Annotated in this window: 17 protein-coding genes and 1 pseudogene; 15 read left to right on the top strand and 3 right to left on the bottom strand. The window is 66.2% G+C overall.

What is annotated here, in order from left to right; all coding sequences use genetic code 11:
- Nucleotides 1-263: 263 nt before the first annotated feature.
- The 10 genes and pseudogenes from JOF56_RS06605 (at nucleotide 264) to JOF56_RS06560 (ending at nucleotide 14,317) form a co-directional block, all read left to right on the top strand.
- Nucleotides 264-1,424, top strand: coding sequence for a hypothetical protein (locus tag JOF56_RS06605; RefSeq protein WP_209635517.1), 1,161 nt, complete (start codon nucleotides 264-266; stop codon nucleotides 1,422-1,424).
- Nucleotides 1,418-2,869: a vWA domain-containing protein gene (locus JOF56_RS06600; protein WP_209635515.1), complete on the top strand. Its 1,452-nt coding sequence runs from the start codon at nucleotides 1,418-1,420 to the stop codon at nucleotides 2,867-2,869. Before JOF56_RS06605 ends, JOF56_RS06600 begins: the two co-directional genes overlap by 7 nt.
- Nucleotides 2,853-3,611: a hypothetical protein gene (locus tag JOF56_RS06595; RefSeq protein WP_209635514.1), complete on the top strand. Its 759-nt coding sequence runs from the start codon at nucleotides 2,853-2,855 to the stop codon at nucleotides 3,609-3,611. The genes JOF56_RS06600 and JOF56_RS06595 overlap by 17 nt, the downstream gene beginning before the upstream one ends.
- Nucleotides 3,612-3,922: 311 nt before the next feature.
- On the top strand, nucleotides 3,923-7,480 hold the full coding sequence (gene mfd / locus JOF56_RS06590) for a transcription-repair coupling factor (protein ID WP_209635512.1): 3,558 nt from the start codon (nucleotides 3,923-3,925) through the stop codon (nucleotides 7,478-7,480).
- A gap of 161 nt (nucleotides 7,481-7,641) precedes the next feature.
- A complete protein-coding gene (locus JOF56_RS06585) occupies nucleotides 7,642-8,373 on the top strand; it encodes a nucleotidyltransferase domain-containing protein (protein ID WP_209635510.1) in 732 nt (243 codons plus the stop codon).
- Between the two features lie 21 nt (nucleotides 8,374-8,394).
- The gene (locus JOF56_RS06580) at nucleotides 8,395-9,405 is read left to right on the top strand and encodes a SurA N-terminal domain-containing protein (protein ID WP_209635508.1); all 1,011 of its coding nucleotides are present in this window, start codon (nucleotides 8,395-8,397) and stop codon (nucleotides 9,403-9,405) included.
- A pseudogene (locus JOF56_RS06575) lies at nucleotides 9,405-10,100 on the top strand (nucleoside triphosphate pyrophosphohydrolase); the annotation flags it as partial. The gene JOF56_RS06580 and the pseudogene JOF56_RS06575, both read left to right, overlap by 1 nt.
- A 10-nt stretch (nucleotides 10,101-10,110) precedes the next feature.
- Nucleotides 10,111-13,281, top strand: a complete 3,171-nt coding sequence (locus JOF56_RS06570; protein ID WP_209635504.1) for a S41 family peptidase — start codon at nucleotides 10,111-10,113, stop codon at nucleotides 13,279-13,281.
- 65 nt (nucleotides 13,282-13,346) lie between these two features.
- Complete coding sequence (locus JOF56_RS06565) at nucleotides 13,347-13,877, top strand: TetR/AcrR family transcriptional regulator (protein ID WP_209635502.1); 531 nt, start codon at nucleotides 13,347-13,349, stop codon at nucleotides 13,875-13,877.
- Nucleotides 13,874-14,317, top strand: coding sequence for a DUF6653 family protein (locus JOF56_RS06560; RefSeq protein ID WP_209635500.1), 444 nt, complete (start codon nucleotides 13,874-13,876; stop codon nucleotides 14,315-14,317). The genes JOF56_RS06565 and JOF56_RS06560 overlap by 4 nt, the downstream gene beginning before the upstream one ends.
- Here the strand turns inward: JOF56_RS06560 and efeB are convergent.
- Genes efeB through efeU form a run of 3 tightly spaced genes read right to left on the bottom strand, consistent with a single transcriptional unit; the run spans nucleotide 14,287 to nucleotide 17,494 of the window.
- Nucleotides 14,287-15,531, bottom strand: a complete 1,245-nt coding sequence (gene efeB, locus JOF56_RS06555) for an iron uptake transporter deferrochelatase/peroxidase subunit (RefSeq protein ID WP_209635498.1) — start codon at nucleotides 15,529-15,531, stop codon at nucleotides 14,287-14,289. The genes JOF56_RS06560 and efeB overlap by 31 nt on opposite strands.
- A complete protein-coding gene (gene efeO, locus JOF56_RS06550) occupies nucleotides 15,528-16,655 on the bottom strand; it encodes an iron uptake system protein EfeO (protein WP_209635496.1) in 1,128 nt (375 codons plus the stop codon). The genes efeB and efeO overlap by 4 nt, the downstream gene beginning before the upstream one ends.
- Complete coding sequence (efeU, locus tag JOF56_RS06545; protein ID WP_209635494.1) at nucleotides 16,652-17,494, bottom strand: iron uptake transporter permease EfeU; 843 nt, start codon at nucleotides 17,492-17,494, stop codon at nucleotides 16,652-16,654. Before efeU ends, efeO begins: the two co-directional genes overlap by 4 nt.
- A 134-nt stretch (nucleotides 17,495-17,628) precedes the next feature.
- Between efeU and JOF56_RS06540 the strand changes: the two genes are divergently transcribed.
- From JOF56_RS06540 to pstA, 5 genes are all read left to right on the top strand, one after another.
- Nucleotides 17,629-18,414, top strand: a complete 786-nt coding sequence (locus JOF56_RS06540) for a lytic transglycosylase domain-containing protein (protein WP_209635491.1) — start codon at nucleotides 17,629-17,631, stop codon at nucleotides 18,412-18,414.
- Nucleotides 18,415-18,601: 187 nt separating this feature from the next.
- A complete protein-coding gene (locus JOF56_RS06535; protein ID WP_209635489.1) occupies nucleotides 18,602-18,967 on the top strand; it encodes a YegP family protein in 366 nt (121 codons plus the stop codon).
- A 127-nt stretch (nucleotides 18,968-19,094) separates the two neighbouring features.
- Nucleotides 19,095-19,595 carry a hypothetical protein gene (locus tag JOF56_RS06530; RefSeq protein WP_209635487.1) on the top strand — a complete coding sequence of 167 codons (501 nt, stop codon included), beginning with the start codon at nucleotides 19,095-19,097 and terminating at the stop codon, nucleotides 19,593-19,595.
- 128 nt (nucleotides 19,596-19,723) lie between these two features.
- Nucleotides 19,724-20,710 carry a phosphate ABC transporter permease subunit PstC gene (gene pstC, locus JOF56_RS06525; protein WP_209635485.1) on the top strand — a complete coding sequence of 329 codons (987 nt, stop codon included), beginning with the start codon at nucleotides 19,724-19,726 and terminating at the stop codon, nucleotides 20,708-20,710.
- A gap of 9 nt (nucleotides 20,711-20,719) precedes the next feature.
- Nucleotides 20,720-21,856, top strand: a complete 1,137-nt coding sequence (pstA, locus tag JOF56_RS06520) for a phosphate ABC transporter permease PstA (protein WP_209635483.1) — start codon at nucleotides 20,720-20,722, stop codon at nucleotides 21,854-21,856.
- Nucleotides 21,857-21,861 lie beyond the last annotated feature (5 nt).

Raw genomic sequence — 21,861 nt, 5'->3', positions numbered from 1 at the left:
GTAACTCTTGTGTCACGGGTTCCGGATGACCATGGATGCCCTTTTGTGAATTGCCGTTCTCGAATTGAAGATCGATATTCGGCTTGACTGAACCCTGTCCTTGAAATGTCAAGAAGTGGCGTCGGTGTTAGCCCGAACGTGTGCCTGCCGGGTAACTCTTGTGTCACGGGTTCCGGATGCCTGGACGAACTTGGCGCCGAGCCGCCACCCCGAGCGTCGATCATGCGATCCTCATGGGGGAACACAGCTTCTGAGGGGGTCCTGTGGCCGGCGAACCCACTTTCACCATCATCGACCCACCAAGATCGAGCTTCCGGCGGAAACGGTTCTTGTTCCCGTTCGGTCTCGCTGTTGTCATTTCTCTTACGTGTGCCATCGCGCTGTACGCATCCGGTGCGGTGTCGATGCCGTTCACCGCTGTCGTCGAGGCATTGATGGCATCCAAGGCCGACTTCTTCAAGGACGAGCAGGTCAAGCGGATCCTGATGCGGCAGGGCGTCCAGGTGCACATCACCGACTCGGGCGGCTCGCTCGACATCCCGGACAGCAAACTGAAGAAGCCCAACGAGTACGACTTCGTGATGCCGTCCGGTCAGATGGTCGGCGAGTCGGTGAACGAGACGTACGGCGGCCAGCGCTTCTACACGTTCAGAAGCCCGTTGGTCCTGGGTGCTTTCCGGGAATATGCCGAAGCCCTGAGCAAGGCGGGTGTGGCTGAACCGCAGACCGGCAGTCAGGGCATGTACTTCACCGTGGACATCGTGAGGTTCTCCGCATTGGTGGGTTCGCCGGAACCACAGACGTGGAGCAGATACGGGGTGGCCAATACCAATCAGATGATTGTGCAGTCGCCAGATCCGTGTCAGTCGTACTCAGGCGCGGCCTATGTCGGGCTTGTCGCCTTCGCGGCCAACGAGAGCAAGACGATGACAGCGGCATCCGTGCCCGCGCTTGCAGAGAAGATCGGGCCGGTGCTGACGGTCGAGGGCCAGCACGAGAACGGGCTGGGGTTCAAGTTCTTCCAGCCGGAGGGCCGTGCGTCCGCGCCGGTCGCGGTCTTCTATGAGCACCAGTATTTCTCGTACCAGCTCAGGAAGCTGGAACAGACCGGCCGGATGGACGACGACCGGGTCCTGCTCTATCCCAAGGCCCGGCACACCACCGAACCGTGGCTGGTCTCGTTCTCCGACAAGGGCGAGCGGGTCGGCTGGCTGATCAACAACAACGCCGATCTGCGCAGGCGGGCGCTGGAGCTGGGCTTGCGGGTGTCCGGGCCGGAATCGCTGGACGACCTGCTCGCCGAACGCGGGGTTGCCCGGCCGCAGCTGAGCGAGACCGAGTCGTTCATGCCGAAGTCGGCCGATCTGGCCAGGCTGATCAGCACGGTCTTCGGGTGCAAGCAGCTCGAAGAAGTGCCATGGTGAGAATCCTGGTCGTTCTGTTGCTGGTGCTCGCTGGTTGCACGCTCACCGGGAACGAGCCCACGACGTTGACCGTGCTGGCGAGCTCCGAGCTGGCCGACCTCACGCCGGTCCTGGAGGATCTGCGCCGCGACACCGGAGTCGAGTTGAAGCTGGACACGAAAGGAACTGTCCAGGCCAGCGACGATCTCGCCACCGGCAATGCGAAACAGGACCTGGCGTGGCTGTCGACCAACCGCTATCTGAAGCTGAGGTCGACGCAGTTGCCGCTGTCCACCAGCACGATGATGTCTCCGCTGGTGATCGGCGTGAAACCGGCGAAAGCCAGGCAGCTCAAGCACAAGGGCCCGCCGTCGTGGGCGGATGTCGCCGCGAGCGCGGGCATCGGCGAGCTCAGGTTCGGCATGGCCGATCCCCGCAGGTCGGGCAGTGGACTGGCCGCGCTGATCGGCGTGGCGACGGCCGCGGCGGGGACAGGCGCGGCTCTGCGGCCTGAGGACGTCAAGTGCGACAAGCTGCAGTCGTTCCTGGTGGGGCGGCGGGACTTCGACGCCGGGCAGTACCCGGCCAGACAGGACGAAGTCGACGCGGTGGTGACACACGAGTCGGAAGTGTTGTCCCTCAACGCATCCGGCAAGCTGCGCGAACAGCTGGAAGTGATCTACCCGCGGGACGGGATCGTCCTGCTGGACTACCCGTTGATGCTGCTCGATCACCAGAAGCGGGCGGCATACGACAAAGTGGCCGACTGGCTGAAGTCGCGGGCAGCCCAGCGCGCGATCATGGAGAAGACCTTCCGCAGGCCACTCGACCCGGACATGCCGCGCACCGGCATGCTGCGCGAGCCGCTCGGGACGGCGTTGTATTTCCCTGGCACACAACAGGTTCTGGACACCTTGTTGGCCGCGTACGATCGCGCGGGCCAAAGCGGCAAGGTGGTGTTAGCCCTGGATTTCTCGGCTTCGATGCGTGACGCCCGGATCGCCGGACTGCGGCAGGCGTTCGCGACCCTGACCGGCAACGGCGGGTTCGACCAGTTCCGGCTCGGCGAATCGGTGACCGTGATCCGGTTCGCCGGTCAGATCCTGGAAGAACGGACGGTGACGATCGGTGGTCAGGCCGATCTGGACGCGCTGCGTGACGTCGTGGCGTCCGGGGGACTGGCCGGCGGCACGGCGATCTGGTCGGCCCTGGATCGCGCCTACCAACTGGTGCAGGACGGGACCGTCGTGCTGATCACCGACGGCGAGAACAACGCGGGCACGAGCAAAGAGGCGTTCCTGGCCGCGCGCCCGAAGCTGCCCGCGCCGACGTTCGTGATCCGGCTGGACGCGGCGAATCCCGCTCAGCTGGCCGAAGTGACAAGTCTGAATGGCGTGACCACCGTGGATTCGTCGACCGAGTCCCTGCTGGAGGCGGTGAAACAGATCCGTGGGTGTCGACAGTGAGCTGTGGTGGTCGGTCTGGTGGCCCTGGGTGGTCGTGCTGGTCGTGGGGGTGGCCGCTCTGATCGCCGGGGGCTGGACGTTCATGGTGGCGCGCCGGGCTCGCCATCGGTTCGCGCCCGTCCGCACGGTGCGGGGATCTCCGTTCTACTTGGATCAACCCGAAGTCGAGGGCATCTGCCGGGCCAACACGCTTGTCGGCCTGGTGGCCAAGGAGGTCACACGCACGGTGGGCGTCACCAAGGACGGCAAACTCGCCCTCCCGGGCGCGTCGCTGGACGTCGGCAAGGCCACGTCCTCGCAGATCGTGGAGACCTACATCGAGAAGAAGGAAGCGATCGATGTCGTGGGCGTGCTGCTGAACGCGCTGGACGACGGCGCCGAACTGCTGCACGCGAACCTGGGCAACCGCACGATGGAGCGCGGCGCCGCGCTCGAGCGAGCCATGGCCAAGACCGGCGAGGCGTCCGGCCGGCTGCACAAGCTGAAGTCGTATGTGCTGGTCGAGGGCGAGTTCCAGTACGCCGAGGACGGCGACGGCTCGGTGATCTTCAAGGCACCGATCGGCAACCCCGCGGACCCGGGCGACAAGTCACGGATGCGGGTGGAGTGCGAGGAAGCCTGGCTGGTCAAGAAGGACAGAGCCACATCCAAGGTCCCGTTCGACGCGGTCTGCTTCGGCCGGATGCTGCCGTTCTGGGAAGAACCGGAACTCACGATCAGGCCGATCGTGATATTCCACTGACCATCACCGGTGAGTCACTGCCGATGCACCGACGGTAGGCGCGCGACTTCAGGGTTCCGAACCTCACGATTCGCCACTTTCGGGTGACGTCAGGTACGGCGGCTTTGTCGCGCCGGTCGTTTACGCGCCGCAACACGCCCGACATCGCCCCAGCCAGGCTGTGCTGGAGCCCACAGCGAAGTTGTCGGTTGCGTGGGGCGGGGTGGAAATGGCCGGCTTTGGCGACAAAGCCCGTCCGAGCGGAGCGAGGACCATCAACACCGGCCGACGTAAGCTGGGTGGGTCCGACTCTTCGGCAAGGGGAAGCTTCCGTGACTCACGCGCCTTTGGCTGGTTTGTTGGCTGGCCTGTCCAACGATCCCGCCGTCAGTGCTGTCGCCGAAGCCGCCGGCGCGCCGCTCTATGAACTAGAGGGCCCGTCTGCGGTGCGCCCGGTGGTGGCGGCGACGCTTGCTGCCCACTCGACGGTCCTGGCCGTCACCGCGACGGGTCGTGAGGCTGACGACTTGACGGCTGCCCTAGGCGATTTGCTTGGGTCTGAGTCGGTTGTCAGCTTTCCTTCGTGGGAGACGTTGCCGCATGAGCGCTTGTCTCCGCGCGCGGACACGGTTGCTCAACGACTGTCGGTTTTGCGGCGGCTTGCGCATCCTGAGGGGCCGCCGATCAAGGTCATCGTCTCGACCGTTCGCAGCCTCATCCAGCCGATGGCGCCCGGCCTTGGCGAGCTTGCCCCTGTCCACCTGGCGACCGGCGCCGAGCACGATTTCGACGCGTTGATCGAACGGCTCACCGAGATCGCCTACTCCCGGGTCGACATGGTCGAGAAGCGTGGCGAGTTCGCAGTTCGCGGCGGCATTCTCGACCTGTTCCCGCCGACCGCCGAGCATCCGTACCGGATCGAGTTCTGGGGCGACGAGGTCAGCGAGATCCGGCCGTTCTCCGTCGCCGACCAGCGGTCGCTGTCCACCAAGGTCACCGAGGTCACGGCTCCGCCTTGCCGTGAGCTGCTGCTCACTGACGACGTGAAGCGTCGCGCCGCCGACCTGGCGACCGACCACGCGGGTGACGCGCACCTGGCCGAGATGCTCACCAAGCTCTCCGGCGGAATCCCGGTCGAGGGCATGGAGGCGCTCATCCCGGTGCTGTGCGTGGGCGAGTTGGAGCTGCTCACGGACGTTCTGCCGGACGGTTCGCACGTCCTGGTGATCGACCCGGAGAAGATCCGCACGCGTGCGCACGACCTGGTCCGCACTGGTCAGGAGTTTCTCGAGGCCTCCTGGATGGCCGCGGCCGGTGGTGGCAAGGCACCGATCGACCTGGGTGCTTCGGCCTATCGCGACCTCGGCGAGATCGTCGGGCACGCCCGTGAGACCGGCCGTCGCTGGTGGACGTTGAGTCAGCTCACCGGCTCCGAAGGTGTTCTGTCCCTTGGTGTCAGGCCGGTCGAGTCGTATCGCGGCGACATCGAGCGCGCGTTCACAGACCTCCGCGCGCACACCGCTGCCGGTGGCGCGGCCGTGCTTGTTGTGCCTGGTACCGGTACTGCTCAGCGCGCTGTCGAGCAACTCGGCGAGGCTGACGTCCCGGCGCGTTTCGCTCCGGACGGTCTTGTCGAGGCGCCTGCGACAGGTGTGGTCACGGTTGTCCGTGGTGCCTTGGAAGACGGTTTCATGGCGCCGGATTCCGCCCTGGTCGTGCTGACCGAGACCGACCTGACCGGCGGACGGCACGGCACGTCCACAAAGGACATGTCGGCCAAGATGCCTTCCCGGCGGCGCAATGCCGTCGACCCACTTGCTCTGAAGACCGGCGATTATGTCGTGCACGAACAACACGGCATCGGCAAGTACATCGAGATGGTGCAGCGCACTGTCGCCGGCGCCACTCGTGAATACCTTGTCCTGGAATACGCCTCGTCCAAACGCGGCCAGCCGGGTGACCGGCTTTTTGTTCCCACCGACCAGCTTGACGAGGTCTCCCGTTATGTCGGCGGCGAGTTGCCGACGTTGAACAAGCTCGGCGGCTCGGACTGGAAGAACACCAAAGCCAAGGCGCGCAAGGCGGTCAAGCAGATCGCGGCCGAGCTCGTCCAGCTCTACGCGGCCCGCCAGTCCGCTCCTGGCCATGCTTTCGGTGCGGACACGCCGTGGCAGCGCGAATTGGAAGACGCCTTCCCGTTCACCGAGACCGTCGACCAGATGGCCGCGATCGACGAGGTCAAAGCCGATATGCAACGCGGTGTCCCGATGGACCGCGTGATCTGTGGTGACGTCGGCTACGGCAAGACCGAAATCGCTGTGCGCGCGGCATTCAAGGCCGTCCAGGACGGCAAGCAGGTCGTCGTCCTTGTGCCGACCACCCTGTTGGCCCAGCAGCACCTGAATACGTTTGCCGAGCGCATGCGGTCATTCCCGGTGAACGTCAAGGGTCTGTCCCGGTTCACCGACCCGATGGAATCCGAAAAGGTCATCGCGGGCCTGGCCGACGGCGAGGTCGATATCGTCATCGGCACGCACCGTCTGCTGCAGACCGGAATGCGTTACAAAGACCTCGGTCTGGTGATTGTCGACGAGGAGCAGCGCTTCGGTGTCGAGCACAAGGAGCACATCAAGGCGCTGCGTACGCACGTCGACGTGCTCACCATGTCCGCCACGCCGATCCCGCGAACGCTGGAAATGTCGCTGGCGGGCATCCGGGAAATGTCCACGATCCTGACCCCGCCGGAGGACCGGCACCCGATCCTCACGTATGTCGGCGGTTATGACGACAAGCAGGTCGGCGCCGCGATCCGCCGCGAGTTGCTGCGCGACGGTCAGGTCTTCTTCGTGCACAACCGGGTTTCTTCCATCGAGCGTGCCGCCAAACGCATTCGCGAGCTCGTTCCCGAGGCCCGTGTGGTCACAGCACACGGCCAGATGAACGAGGACAGGCTTGAAAAGATCATCCAGGGCTTCTGGGAACGTGAACACGACGTCCTGGTGTCCACCACGATCGTCGAAACCGGTCTGGACATCTCCAACGCGAACACCCTCATCGTCGAACGCGGTGACTTGCTCGGCCTCGCTCAGCTCCACCAGTTGCGCGGCCGCGTCGGCCGTGGCCGTGAACGCGGGTACGCCTACTTCCTGTACCCGCCCGAGGCGCCTTTGACGGAGACCGCGCACGATCGCCTCGCCACCATCGCCCAGAACACCGAGCTCGGCGCCGGTATGGCCGTCGCCATGAAGGACCTCGAAATCCGCGGCGCCGGCAACATCCTCGGCGCGGAACAGAGCGGCCACATCGCCGGCGTCGGCTTCGACCTCTATGTCCGGTTGGTGGGCGAGGCCGTCGAGGCCTTCCGCAAACACGCGGGTGCCGACGCCCCCGAAGGCGAGGAGGATCTCGCCGACGTCCGCGTCGACCTGCCCGTCGACGCCCACATCCCGCACGATTACGTCCCCGGCGAACGGCTCCGTCTCGAGGCCTACCGCAAGATCGCCGCCGCCCGCGACGCGGACGAACTCACTGGCGTCATGGAGGAACTCAAGGACCGCTACGGCGCCCCACCCCTGCCCGTCGAACGCCTCTTCGCCGTCGCCACGTTCCGCCAGACATGCCGCACCCACGGCGTCACCGAGGTCACCACCCAGGGCAGCTCAATCCGCTTCACCCCCCTCGACCTGCGCGACAGTCAGCTGGTCCGCCTCAAACGGCTGCACCCCAAAGCCACCTACAAAGCCGTCACCAACACAATCACCGTCCCCCGCCCCACCGAGGGCCCAGCCGGCGGCCGCATGGGCGCCCCCGCCCTCCGCGACAAGGACCTCCTGGACTGGTGCACCAAGTTCCTCGAAGGCCTCGTCATCACCCCAGCCCCAGTCAGCTGACATATGCCCCCAACGTGGCTTTCGGAGCACTGAACGCTCCCAACGCCACTTTGGGGGCACAGCCGATTCCCAGGTGGGGGCACACCACTCGATGGATAGAAGTGCTGCCACTATGGCCGTTAGTGGCCACACTTTTGTCCACGGATGAGGGGGCCGGCTCCATGTTCGATGCTGCCTTCCGAGACGAGGTCGAGTCTGTCCTCATCGGGTTGGCCGAGAAGGATGCCCGGATCACTGCGGCGGCGGTCGTGGGATCGCGTGCTCACACGGCTGGTGATCGCTGGTCCGACATCGATCTGACGTTCGCTGTCGAGGCGGATCCGGTCACGGTGCTTGACTCGTTGGCGGGGGAGTTGGGTTCGCGGTTCGACGGCATCGCGCTGTTCGATCTGCAGGCGGGGCCGATCGTTTACCGGGTGTTTCTGCTGCCGGGTGGTCTGCAGGTTGATCTGTCGGTGACTCCTGCCGAGGATTTCGCGCCTCGGGGCGACACTTTCCGGCTCCTGTTCGGGCAGGCGAATGAGGCGGTGATGCCGCCGCCGAGGGATGATGCCGACACGTTCGGGCATGCCGTCCACCACGCGGTTCGAGCCCGGGTCTGCATTGAGCGGGACCGCCTTCTCCAAGCGGAGTACTGGATCAGCAGCCTGCGCAACGAGACCCTGGCCTTGGCGAGCAGGCGTGCCGGTGTTCAGGACTGGCACGCACGTGGAGCCCACCTTTTACCTGCGGAACTTCAGGGGCGTTTTGCCGATGCCCTGGTCCGGTCACTCGACCGGGCTGAGGTTGAGCGCGCCCTGGGCGTGGCGATCTCTCTGCTCCTCAAGGAGGGGGACCCGGGGCCGGTGCTTGTGGAGCGGCTGATCAGCCTGGCCCCGGTCGGGCGACCTTGAGCTCTGTGAGAAGGTGTGACTGTGACGACTGCCATGCGCCGCCCTGCGAAGTTCGCCGCTGTGCTCACCGCGGCAGCCGTGCTTGTCGCTGGGTGTGGCTCCGGGGCCAACAAGGCCAACGCCGCCGCGATCATCGACGGCCGGACCATCTCTGTCGACGATATCCAGTCGCGTGTGGAGAAGGTCATGAAGGGCAACCAGTTCGCGCAGCAGCTGCAGCAGCAGCACAAGCTCGATCTGTTGTCCCGCAGCATCCTGACGCGTGAGGTCAACTACGAGCTGACGGCTGTGGCCGCGCAGCGGGAGAACCTCCGGGTCGACGAGGCCGCCTTGGCGCAGCGCGTGGTCGAGCGGGCGCAGCCTCAGCAGCAGCCGGATGCCACGGCCATCGAGGCCAATCTGGACAAGGCCACCGACGAGGCGTTCGACGAGCGGGAAGTCGCCCGCAACGAGCTGCTGTCCGAGGAGCTGGCGAAGTCGTATCTGGGCCGGTTGCAGATCACGATCACCGGCGCCATCGTGCGTGGCACGCAGGCCAAGAAGCAGGCGCAGGACCTGGCCAAGCAACTGGCCGAGAACCCGGCCAAGTCCACCGAGATCGTCACGCCGCTGCAGAACGACGCGGCCGTCGACTTCGAGATGAGCCTGATCACAGGTGTCCTGGTCGCCCAGAGCGCCGGCTTCGAGCTCGCCACGACCCCGATCGTCAGCGCGCAGGCCAACACGGTCGTCGCTTTCTCGCTCGCGCCGCACATGCTGCAGAACCAGGGCGAGAACCTGTGGTTCGTCGCGTTGATCAAGAACCGCAACCCGAACGGCACGCTGCCCGAGCGGGAGCGCGAGGCCGCGGACTCGGTTCCGCCGGAGCTGCTCAACAAGATCGGCCGCCGCCTGGTCAGCCAGTACATCGGCGACATCAAGTTCGAGATCGGCCCGCGCTACGGCGTCTGGGACCCGATCGGCAACAACGTCGCGCCGCGCGCCGAAGAGGTCTCCGGCTACCAGTACACCGCCCGCGTCGCGAAGCCGTGACACCAGGCGAGAAGCTGCTCGAAGCGGTGGCGGTGATGAACCGCCTCCGCTCACCCGGCGGATGCCCGTGGGACGCCGAGCAGACGCATGATTCCCTGCGTAAGTACCTCATCGAAGAGTGCTTTGAGCTGATCGAGGCGATCGAGGACGGCGACCGCGCCGCGATGCGCGAAGAGCTCGGCGACGTCCTCCTGCAGGTCCTGTTCCACGCGCGTGTCGCCGAAGAGGACGCGGCGGACCCGTTCGGTATCGACGAGGTGGCCGAGACGCTGGTGGCCAAGCTGGTGAGCCGGCACCCGCATGTGTTCGCGGGCGGCGACCCCGCCGTGCGGGACTCGTCCACCCAGCAGCAGCGCTGGGAAGAGCTCAAGCAGCACGAGAAGAAGCGCGAGTCCAGTATCGACGGTGTCGCGCTGGGACAGCCGGCGCTGGCGCTGGCCGCGAAACTCGCGCAACGCACGACTCGGGCAGGCTTCCCGGCCGATCTGCTGCCGTCCGGCACGAGCCCCGCCGAGCAGCTGTTCACCATGGCCGCGGCCACGAAGATCGCGGGCGAGGACCCGGAAGGCGAGGTCCGTGCGGTCGCGCGGAAGTTCGCCGAAGACGTCCGAACGGCCGAACGTGCGGCGAAAGATGCCGGAGTGGAACCCTCGACTATGTCGGATGACGATTGGCGACGCTTCTGGCCCCGGTAAGTTGGGTCGAGTGAGTAACGCCTACCTGCGGTTTCCCCACATCAACGGTGAACTGGTCACGTTCGTGGCCGAGGACGACGTTTGGCTCGCGCCGCTGGACGGCGGCCGTGCGTGGCGAGTCTCGGCCGACCAGGTCCCGGTCACCCGGCCCCGGATCTCGCCGGACGGCCGGCACGTCGCCTGGACCAGCACGCGGGACGTCGAACCCGAGGTGCACCTCGCCCCGATCGACGGCGGCCCGAGTCGCAGGCTCACGTACTGGGGAGCGGTCAAGACCTCGGTGGTCGGCTGGAACCCCGACGGCGACGTGCTCGCGATCAGCGCCGTTGCGCAGGCACAGTTCCGGCGTACCTGGGGATACGCGGTTCCGCTGGAAGGCGCGCCCCGGCAGTTGCCGTACGGCCCGATCGGCGATATCGCGTACAGCGCGGGCGGTGGTGTCCTGCTCAGCAGCAGGATTTCGGTGGAGCCCGCGTGGTGGAAGCGTTACCGGGGCGGCACGGCCGGACGGCTCTGGGTGGACCCGGACGGGTCCGGGGAGTTCACTCGCATTCTGTCCGATGTGGACGCTTCGTTGGTCTCGCCGATGTGGATCGGCGGGCGCATCGCGTTCCTGTCCGACAAGGACGGCGTCGGCAGCCTCTACTCGTGCCTGCCGGACGGTTCGGACGTTCAGCGGCACACCGACCAGCCGTTCTACGCGCGCAACGCGTCGACCGACGGCACGCGGATCGTGTACCACTCCGCGGGTGACATCTGGATTCTCGACAGCCTGACCGACAAGCCCCGTCAGTTGACGGTCAAGCTTGGCGGGCCGCGGGTTTCGCGCCAGCCGTATCCGATCTCGGCTCGTTGGTCGCTAGGTGACGCGTCGCCCGACCACACTGGACGGGCCAGCGCGGTCGAGGTGCGCGGAACCGTGCACTGGTTGACTCACCGGGACGGTCCGGCGCGTGCTCTTGGTGTCGAGCCTGGTGTTCGTGGGCGGCTTCCGCAGGTCCTTGGCACGACCGGGCACGTCGCGTGGGTCACCGATGTCGAAGGCGACGACGCGCTGGAGATCGTTCCTGTTGAGGGCGGTGCTCCTCGCCGGATCGCGTCCGGTCAGCTGGGTCGTGTGCTCGAGCTCGTCGCGGCGCCTGATGGGCGGCGCGCCGCTGTTGCCTCGCACGATGGCCGGGTCCTGCTCGTCGACATCGAGTCCGGTGAAGTCCGCACGGTGACCCAGGCTCGTGACGGCGACGCGAGCGGTCTGCAGTTCTCACCCGATTCCGGCTGGGTCGCCTGGTCGCATCCCGGGCCGGTGCCGTTGCGCCAGATCAAGATGGCCGACACCACCAATCTGTCCGTTGTGGACGTTACGCCGTTGCGTTTCGACGACACAGAGCCGGTTTTCACCTTCGACGGGAAGTACCTGGCGTTCCTGTCGGAGCGGAGTTTTGACCCGCACTACGACGTGCACGTTTTCGACATGTTCTTCACCGGTGGGTCGCGGCCTTACCTCGTGCCGCTGTCCGCGACCACGCCTTCGCCGTTCGCGCCGCAGTCGCAGGGCAGGCCGGTCGGGGATGCCGACGACGACAAAGAGTCCTCCTCGGAGGAGGAAGAGACTCCGCGTGTGCATGTCGACGTCGAGGGAATCGCCGAGCGGCTGGTGCCGTTCCCGGTGCCCGCGGCGAGGTATTCGCACCTGTACCCCGCCAAGGACGGCGTGCTGTGGATGACCCGGCCGATGTCCGGCGAGCTCGGCCACGACCTGGCCGGCACCGACGACAGCCCGCCGCGGCCGTCCCTTGAGCGTTTCGACTTCGAGAAGCGGCGCGCGGAGACGCTGGTCGAAGGCCTCGACCAGTTCTGGATCAGCGGTGATGGCAAGCGAATCGTCGTGCACGACGGCCGCTCGCTGCGTGTCCTGCCGTCGGAACACAAAGCTGACGACGACAGTTCGGACAATGTGGACGTCGACCTGTCCCGGATCAGGGTGACGGTCGACCCGTCGGCGGAATGGCTGCAGGCCTACGACGAGGCCGGTCGCCTGATGCGCGACCACTTCTGGCGTGGTGACATGGGCGGCGTCGACTGGGCCGGCGAGCTCGCGCGCTACCGGCCGCTCGTGTCGAATCTCGGTTCGTACGACGATCTCGTCGACCTGATCTGGGAAGTCCAGGGCGAGCTCGGCACTTCGCACGCGTACGTCTACGAGGTCGCGGACTCCGCCGATTCCCGTGTGCGCCTTGGTCTGCTCGGCGCCGACATCGCGCCGGACCCGGAAGGCGTCTGGCGGGTGACCAACATTCTGCCGAGTGAGACCTCCGATCCGGAGGCTCGCTCGCCACTGCGTGCGCCCGGCGTCGGCGTGCGCGCGGGCGACGCGCTCCTCGCTGTCGACGGCCGTCCAGTCGGTCCTGGCGGTCCCGCGTTACTGCTGGCCGGCAGCGCATCGAAGCCCGTCGAACTCACTATCGGCCCGGCAGCCGGTGGCGCTTCCCGCCGCGTGGTCGTCGTTCCGCTGCTGGACGACACCCCTTTGCGTTACCACGCTTGGGTTGCCGACCGCCGTGCGCACGTCCACTCGGTCTCCAACGGCCGTGTCGGCTACCTGCACGTCCCCGACATGGTCGCGGCCGGCTGGGCCCAGCTCCACCGCGACCTGCGAACCGAAATGCGCCGGGACGCCCTCGTGGTCGATGTCCGCGAGAACCGAGGCGGCCACCTTTCCCAACTGGTGGTGGAAAAACTCGCCCGCAAAGTCGTCGGCTGGCAAACCGGCCGGGACGGCGTCCGCGTCGAGTCGTACCCCCAGGACGCCCCACGCGGCCCCGTCATCGCCGTCGCCGACGAACAAGCCGGCTCCGACGGCGACATCGTCAACGCCGCCATCAAAGCCCTTGGCATCGGTCCCGTCGTCGGCATGCGCACCTGGGGCGGCACGATCGGCATCGACAGCCGCTACCACCTCGTCGACGGAACCACCGTCACCCAGCCCCGCTACGCGACCTGGCTCCAAGGCCCCGGCTGGGGCGTCGAAAACCACGGCGTCGACCCGGACGTCGAAGTCCCCACCACCCCCATGGACTACGCCGCGGGCCGCGACCCCCAACTCGACACAGCCATCCGCCTCGCCCTCGAAGCCCTGGAGACAAACCCACCGGCCACCCCACCACCCTTCCCGGGCCAGTAGCTGAACGGCTGTTCAGGAAACTGAACGGTTTGACGATCGGCCGGTGGCGGGTTCAGCCTGGGTAGGTGGATTCCACGGGAGATCTGACGGCGCGGGCGAGGATTCGGGACGCGGCGTTGCGGCGGTTCGGCGTGGATGGGTTCGCGGCGACGACTGTGCGGCGGGTTGCGTTGGATGCCAGGGTTTCCGCTGGTTTGGTGGTGCACCATTTCGGGTCGAAGCAAGGGCTGATCGAGGCGTGTGACGCTTACGCGATCGAGTTTTCGCAGGCGGCGCAAGAGCGTGGCGAAGCCGTTGACGGCAGTGGGGACGTGCTGGGGTATCTGGCTCGGTCGATGGTCGAGCGGGCGGGGACCACGGCGGCGATGTTCGACGAGATGGTTGTGCGGACTGAGCGGGAACTTGGCCGGACCGGTGCGCGGGACTGTGCTGATCCGAAACTGAGGGCTGCCGTGATTGTGAGCCTTGAGCTGGGTGGATATGCCATGAGGACGCAGCTGGCCCGATATCTCGGTGTGGATCCGTCCAGCCGCGAGGGATTTGCGCGGCTGGGTGAGGTGATCGGCGATGTGCTGAGGAAAGGACTCTATCCGTGAAGGACGAAACCTGGCGCAGGCACGCCAATCCGTGGAGTGTGTGGACCCGGTTCGCCGCCATTCCGCCGCTGATTCTGGCGATCTGGAGCCGGGCGTGGATCGGGTGGTGGTGCCTGGTGCCGCTGGCTGTAGTCATCGCGTGGCTGATCATCAACCCGAGTGCCTTCGCACCGGTCGACGAGCCGAAGCGGTGGACTGAGCGAGGTATCTACGGTGAACGTATCTGGGTGCGGGACAAGGACATTCCCGGCGAGCACAAGAGAATCCTCATGCTTCTTCTTGTGCTCGCCGGGATCGGCGCCGCGTTGCTCGCGCTCGGGCTGGTGACACTGAACGTCTGGCCGACGGTCTTCGGGGCGACGCTTGTCGTCATCACTCAGCTGTGGCGGATCGACCGGTTCGCCACGCTTTACGACGCGAAGAGCGTTTCGCCCCAGTAGCCGCCCTCGCGAACGCCAGGTGGGACGGCGAAGTGGCCGGAGCCGTTGTGTTCCAGGTATTCCATCATTTCGTCCTTGGCGGAGAGGGACATTTGCATGGGGACGAACTGTTTGGGGGTGTTGCGGTTGAAGCCGATGAAGAACAAACCGGCGTCCAGGTGGCCGAAACCGTCCGAACCGTCGGTGAAGTTGTAGCCACGCCGAAGGATTTTCACTCCGCCCAGGGATTGGGCTGAGGCAAGCCTGATGTGGGCGACGTCGGGGATCGTGGGCAGGCCGCCCGCGCCACGCACGTGGAAATCCGGTTCGTCGAACTCGTCGACCTGGCCGAGTGGGGCGCCGACTCCTTTGTTGCGGCCCACTATTGCTTCCTGCTCGGTCAGGGACGTCCGGTCCCAGATTTCGATGTGCATCCGGATTCGGCGGGCCACCAGGTAGGTTCCGCCGGTCAGCCAGGCTGGGCCGTCGCCTGACGCCACCCAGACGTGTTCCTGCAAAGCCGCTGTGTCCTCGGCTTTGATGTTGCGGGTGCCGTCCTTGAAACCGAAGAGGTTCCGGGGCGTGGCCTGGGCTCGGGTGGTCGAGGAGGTACGCCCGAAACCCAGTTGGGACCAGCGGACCGCGACCTTTCCGAAACCGATCCGGGCCAGGTTGCGAATCGCGTGCACGGCGACCTGGGGGTCATTGGCGCACGCCTGGATGCAGATGTCGCCGCCACTGCGCGCGGGGTCGATGTCATCGCCGGGGAATGACGGCAGATCGATCAAAGCCGGTGGCCGCAGGGACGACAACCCGAAGCGGGAATCGAACAACGACGCCCCGAACCCGATTGTCAGGGTCAGCGCCGATGCGGGCAGGCCGAGTGCCTCGCCGGTGTCCTTCGGCGGTGCCTCAGGAGAACCGCCGACCGCGCCGCGATCGGCGGCCTCCAGACCCGAAGTCATCCGGGCCGCGGCCTCGGTCCACGCCTTCAACAGCGAGACCAGTTCGGCGCGGTCACGGGTTTTCACGTCGAAAGACACGAAATGCATCCGGTCCTGAGCGGGCGTGATGATGCCTGCCTGCACCGGGCCGTGGAACGGCACTGCTTCTGCGGAAGCGGAAACTGGTGCGACAGCGGGAGACTCACCCAGCAGCTGAGAGCCGACCGCACCCGCGGCCACGCCGGCGGCGCCTGCGCCGACGAGGCCGAAGAGCTGGCGACGGGTGGTCACTTGGTGGTCACCACTTCGGCGACCTTGCTGACCGGCTCGCCCAGTGCGTCGACCGCTTCGGCGAGCTCCTTCTTGTCGGCCTCGGTCAGGTCTGTGTACAGCTTGAAGCCGTCGCCCGCACGGTGCTTCTCCAGCAGCTTGTCCAGGTCACCGAACTTGGCGTCCAAAGTGGAGGCAAGAGCGGCGTCCCGTTCCTGCACCAGCGGTCGCAGTGCCGCGACCGCCGCCTGGGAGCCGTCGACATTGGACCGGAAGTCCCACAGGTCGGTGTGCGAGTAGCGGTCCTCCTCGCCAGTGATCTTGCCGGTGGCCACCTCGTCCAGCAGTTCCTTCGCGCCGTTGGCCAGCTGCACCGGCGTCAGTTCGACTGCCTTCGCCTTGCCGACAAGGTCTTTGATGTCCGCCAGCAGCTGGTCGGCGATCTTGGCGGAGTCCGGCTGCAGGCCGCTGACCCACAGGTCGCGCTCCAGCCGGTGGAACCCGGTGAACTCCTGGCCGGGTTCGAGGCCGTCCTCCCGGGCGTCGATCTTCGGGTCGATGTCGCCGAAGCTCTCGGCCACCGGCTCGATGCGCTCCCAGTAGATCCGGGACACCGGGTACAGCGCCTTGGCCTCGTCGAGGTTGGCTGCCTTCACCGCGTTGACGAACTCGGTCGTCTTCGCCTCCAGCGAATCCGTCTGCGAATTGACGTATCGCTGGTAGCTCTTGGTCGCCTCGGCAAGCTTGGCGTTGGCGTCCACGGCCTTGGTCGCGCCGCCGGAGACCGTGAAGTCCGCGCGGATCCCGTCGCCCTTCATGCCGGGTTTGCACGCGGTCTGGAACCTGCCCGCCTCGGCGACCTCCACGATCAGCCGTCTGGTCAGGCCCGGCCCGATGTTCTCGACCTCGCCCATGATCCGGTCGCCCTCGCCGTAGAGGTAGAACTCGGTCACCTTCGAGCCCTTGTTGTTGACCTCGAAGGTGATGTTGCCGGCGTCGGCGGCGTTACGCGCGACCTTGCACGCGTCGTCGCTCGCTTCGACCGGGATCGGGCCGCCCGCGGCGGGTGGGGCCGCGTCCTGACCGCTGCAGGCGGCCAGCAGAACCAGGGGTGCCACCACGGTAAGTGCGGCGCGAACGTTCACGAATTGCTCCTAACAAGGCCCGGTCGGGCGGTTTTCTCTTTACGGGGCCACAGAAAGATCGTCATGACGACGGCGACGTAGCCGACCCACGCGATGGCCTGCAGTACGGTGGTCTGCTCGGAGTAGTTGAAGATCCCCTTGAGCAGCGTGCCGTACCAGGACGACTCCGGGATCGGCCCGGACAGGTCGAACGCCAGGGTGCGCAGGCCCGGCAGGAATTCCGCCTCCTGCAGGTCGTGAATGCCGTACGCCAGCACTCCGGCCGCGACGATGATCAGCGCGATCCCGGTGTATTTGAAGAACTTGGCGAGGTTCAGCTTCACGGCACCCCTGTAGAGCAGGAATCCGAGCACGATCGCCACGGCGATCCCGATCAGGAAGCCGATCAGCGGCTGCGCCGAGCCGACGCCCGCGGTCTGCACGGCGGCGTAGAAGAACAGGGATGTCTCCAGCCCTTCCCGGCCGACGGAAAGGAATGCGACGACGATCACGGCGATCGGCCCGAGGCGCACCGCGTCGGACAGTTTGCCGCGCAGGTCGGCCGCGATCGTGCGCGCCGTACTGCGCATCCAGAAGATCATTCCGGTGACGAGTGCCACCGCCAGGATCGACAGGCTGCCGCCGACGAGTTCCTGGGTCTCGAAGCCCATGTTCGCCGTGCCGTAGGTCAGCGTGAACCCGATCGCGACCGACAGCGCGACGGCCGCGCCCACGCCGGTCCAGACCCATTTCAGGGCTTTGTGATCACCGGTTTTCACCAGGAACGCGATCAGGATGCTGACCACCAGAGCGGCCTCGAATCCCTCGCGTAGCCCGATAAGGGCGTTACTGAAAACCACCCGATTCCTTCCAGCGAACTCTGACAGTCGACTGAATTTAGGTAAGGCTGGCCTGGCTTGTCCAGTGCACTGCCGGGATGGTCCGAAAGATCCGCTTCAAGCTCTGAGTCCGTCTGGTGCGTACCCTGGACTGGATGCCTTCTCCGTCTCCTCTCGCCGCGGCGGTCCCGCCTCCACCTCGGCCCCGTCGCCGCAGTCGTGTGCCCAAACTGCTGGTCATCGCGTTGCTGCTGGTGGGGATGGTCGTGGCGACGTACTTCGTGCTCATGGACATCGACCTGCCGGGACCCAAGCAGCCCGAGTTCCCGGTGCCGGAGATCAATGCCGAGGCGCGGGTGGCGGTGCCCTTTCAGGCGCCACCGGTCGACATGGCCGCTGTTCCCGCGATGGCGCGCAAAATGGAAATTCCCGAACGGGTACTGATGGCGTACGCCAGGGCGGAGGAACGCCAGCGCGCGGCCACACCCCGCTGTGGAATCTCCTGGACCCTGCTTGCCGGAATCGGCCGCAAGGAATCCCGGCACGCCCGCTTCGGCGGTGCCACGGTCGAAGCCGACGGAAAACTCAGCAAGCCGATCATCGGTATTCCCCTGAACGGGTCACAGGGTGTCCGGGCGATCAAGGACACCGACGGCGGGGAACTGGACGGAGACGTGACCTGGGACCGGGCCGTCGGCCCGATGCAGTTCCTTCCGGCGACGTGGAAACGTTGGGCGGTAAGAGCGAGCGGTGACGGTGCGCCGGCCGACCCGCAGAACATCGACGATGCCGCCGCTTCGGCCGCGCGGTATCTGTGCTCCGGCGGCCGGGATCTGACCAGCGGTCGCGGCTGGTGGGCCGCTGTGATGGCCTACAACACCTCAGTCGACTACGCGCGTGAGGTCTTCTCCGGTCAGGACGCCTACTCCAAAGCGGTGTAGTACATCGATTGATCCATTCGGGTACGGCAGTTCGTGGCCTGTTCGGCGGTACGCGTACCCCTCGTTACTGGTAGTTAACCCGATGCGCGTGTGGCGTTCACAACTTGCATACGTTGGCGTCTACCCATGGGATGAATTCTCTGGCGCGGCGGCGAATCGGCGAGAAGTTCGCCGCCGGGGAGGGGACATGGCGAGATTCCAGTGTTTCCGGACCGACTCCACCGGTGTCAGATGGCGTCTGCTCGGCGGCAACAACCGGGTGCTGGGAGTGTCGGTGCGTGGGCACGTGGACCAGGGTGCCGCGGTACGAGAGGTGGACGCGATACGTGAGGACGCGGCCGACGGGCGATTGGAGTTCGAGCGATCGACGTCCGGCCACTGGTGGTGGCAGCTGTCGGTTTCGGACGTCGCGATAGCGCGTTCCGCGCAGGGCTTCGCTCGCAAGATCGATGCCGACCTCGCGGCCAAGCGATTCATGCGGCGGGTCACGGAGGCGTCCCTGGACTCCTCGGTGATGGTGTTCCAGCCAGGCCACCGAGGCAGGCTGACTTAAGACGAGATGAACGCACCGACTCCCGCCTCTGGCAGGCGCACGAACACGGCGCGGCACGGGTTTCCCTTTCACCACAGGGAAACCGAAGATTCCGTGGCGCACTTGCGCGTGTGGCGAAGGAGGAATCATGAAGAGTCGTCTCGTCTCGGGGATCGTAGGTGCCCTGCTCGCGCTGGGTCTCACGGCCGCGCCCGCGGTGGCGGAGACCACTTCGCAGGAAAGCTCCTACTACAAAGGAAAGACCGTCGTCACGGTGGACCCGGGGGCTGTCACAGCCTTCGGGTTCTTCAACATCAGAGTCGACGCGTTACGTCCGGCCTCGGGTGCCTCACCTGCGTACACGTTCCCGGTCCAGCGCAACCGGCACGGCGTCACTGAGCTGGCCGGCGGCCTGCAGTTCACCGCGAACGACAAGTGCCTGGCGGCGTACGCGCCGGTCGTCAACACCAAGACCGGCGTGGTGAAGGCCTGGGTGAGCAGCGGCGGCAAGATCGATCTGTTCTCCCTCAACGGCCAGAGCCTGGTGCTGACCGACGCGGGAGCCAAGGCGCTCAACGATGGCCTCGGCTTCACCGGCCTGTTCTCCGTGGGCTTCGTGTTCGGCACGTACGCGACCACTGGTGTCTGACTGATGTAAAGGCCGTGTGGCCGCAGCGGCACGTTGGGTGTGCGTTCACCTGACGTGCCGCATCTGGTCATAACCATTGGTTTCCCTTGCTCCGACAGGGGAACCGGATTCTGGAGGACTGCTCACTGATGACCATGGACGTCGACCGGCCCCGTCCGGTACGGCCATCAGTACCGCTGTCCGACCGGGTCTTCCGGGGCGTGGTGCGCGCGGCCGGCGTGGCCGTGCTCGTGATCATGGGTGCGATCGGCCTTTTCCTGACCTTCCAGGCGATTCCGACGCTGCGTGAGTTCGGCTTCGGTTTCTTCACCGAGCCGTCGTTCGTGCCGGACAAACCAGAGCTGGGAATCGCGGCGGTCGCGCTGTTCACGCTGCAGGTCGCCGGTGTGGCGATCACGGTCGCGTTCCCGTTGGCACTGGCGACAGCCTTGTACATCTCGGAATACGCACCCGCCCGGCTCAGACGCACGCTGGTGGCGTTGCTGGACCTGATGGCCGCGATCCCCAGTGTGGTCTACGGCCTGTTCGGGTTCGTGTTCCTGACACCGCAGATCATCTACCTGTCCCGCTGGCTGTCGGACTACCTGGGCTTCCTGCCGTTCTTCCACGTGAACACCGATGTGAACGCGGCGGTATGGGAGCAGTCGATGTACACGTCGTCGCCGTTCATCGCCGGTGTCGTGGTGTCGATGATGGTGCTGCCGTTCGCCGCGTCGATCATGCGTGAGGTGTTCTCGCAGGCGCCGATAGGAGAGCGGGAAGGCGCGCTGGCACTGGGTTCCACGCGCTGGGGCGTGATCCGGTCGGTCGTGCTGCCGTTCGGCAAGGGCGGGATCATCGGCGGCACGATGCTCGCGCTGGGCCGTGCGCTCGGCGAGACGATCGCGGTCGTGATGATCCTGGCGCCGGTCTTCGACATCAGGTTCCGCGTGCTGGAGAACGGTGGCGTGACCGTCTCGTCGCTGATCGCCCTGAGGTTCGGTGAGGCCACGCAGGCGCAGCTGTCCGCGCTGCTGGCCGCCGGTCTGGTGCTGTTCCTGTTCACGCTGGCCGTCAACACGGTGGCATCGATGATCGTGGCCCGCACCCGCAGCGGGTCGGCCACCGAGATCTGAGGGGAAACAGTGGCAGCGCCAACGATCGACCCAGCCACGGCAGACAAAGCGGTGCAGGAAACCGTGGCGATGACTGTGCAGATACCGGAACCAGTCGACGACGAGCCGCGCAAGCGTGACCTGCGCGGCAGGACGCTGGACGACGTGGCCGCCGCGCTCGGCTCACTGGTCGGCGCGCTTGGCCTGGTCTGGGTGCTTTACGAGAACCTGCTTCCGACATCTGGCCCACTCGGGTTCTTCGTGTCCTGGTTCTTCGTGTTCGTGCTGCTGTACGCCGGGGTCACGGCGATGCGTCATCCCCGCACGGTGATCGCCGACCGGGTGGCCGCCGCGGTGATCCAGGCGTTCGCCGGGCTGGTCGGGCTCGCACTGCTGCTTGTGGTCGGGTACACGGCCTTCCGGGGTGCAGATGCCCTGGGATACAGCAACTTCTTCACCACAGACCTCAGCGGCGCCGGGCCGCTCGACCCGCTCACGTCCGGTGGCGTGCTGCACGCCCTGGTCGGCACGCTGGTGGAGATCATGATCGCGATCGCGATCACGTTGCCGCTCGGCGTCGGATGCGCGGTGTACCTCAACGAGGTCGGTGGCCGGTTCTCCCGTGTGGTCCGGACCGTCGTCGAGGCGATGACCGCATTGCCGTCCATTGTGGCCGGTCTGTTCATCTTCACCACAGTGCTGCTGATGGCCGGGCTACCGCGCAGCGGACTGGCCGCGTCACTGGCGATCAGTGTGATGATGCTGCCGATCATCGCGCGGTCCGCCGAGGTTGTGCTTCGCGTCGTGCCTGGTGGCCTGCGGGAGGCCAGCCTTGCGCTCGGTGCGTCGCAGTGGCAGACGGTCTGGCGCGTCGTGCTGCCGACCGCGCGCCCTTCCCTTGCCACAGCGTTGATCCTGGGCATCGCACGCGGCATCGGCGAGACGTCACCGGTGCTGCTCACGGCCGGATACACCACATACCTGAACTTCGACCCCACTTCGGGCCCGATGGTGTCGCTGCCGCTGATGACCTATCAGCTGTCGCGCTCCTCCGAAGCGGTGGACCAGTCCCGGGCGTTCGGCGCCGCAACGATCCTGCTGCTCGTCGTGTTGCTGTTGTTCGTGATCGCACGCCTGGTGGCGCAGCGGTCGAAGACCGGAAGGTAACGATG

Source organism: Kibdelosporangium banguiense (assembly GCF_017876405.1).
Classification (GTDB): domain Bacteria; phylum Actinomycetota; class Actinomycetes; order Mycobacteriales; family Pseudonocardiaceae; genus Kibdelosporangium; species Kibdelosporangium banguiense.
Note: the sequence above shows the minus strand (reverse complement) of the source record. Positions and strands in the feature narration are given on the sequence as shown.

Coding starts and splice junctions, on each gene's coding strand:
- pstC (WP_209635485.1), top strand. CDS start 19,724: ATGACCATGGACGTCGACCGGCCCCGTCCGGTACGGCCATCAGTACCG.
- JOF56_RS06600 (WP_209635515.1), top strand. CDS start 1,418: ATGGTGAGAATCCTGGTCGTTCTGTTGCTGGTGCTCGCTGGTTGCACG.
- JOF56_RS06530 (WP_209635487.1), top strand. CDS start 19,095: ATGAAGAGTCGTCTCGTCTCGGGGATCGTAGGTGCCCTGCTCGCGCTG.
- JOF56_RS06540 (WP_209635491.1), top strand. CDS start 17,629: ATGCCTTCTCCGTCTCCTCTCGCCGCGGCGGTCCCGCCTCCACCTCGG.
- JOF56_RS06535 (WP_209635489.1), top strand. CDS start 18,602: ATGGCGAGATTCCAGTGTTTCCGGACCGACTCCACCGGTGTCAGATGG.
- JOF56_RS06585 (WP_209635510.1), top strand. CDS start 7,642: ATGTTCGATGCTGCCTTCCGAGACGAGGTCGAGTCTGTCCTCATCGGG.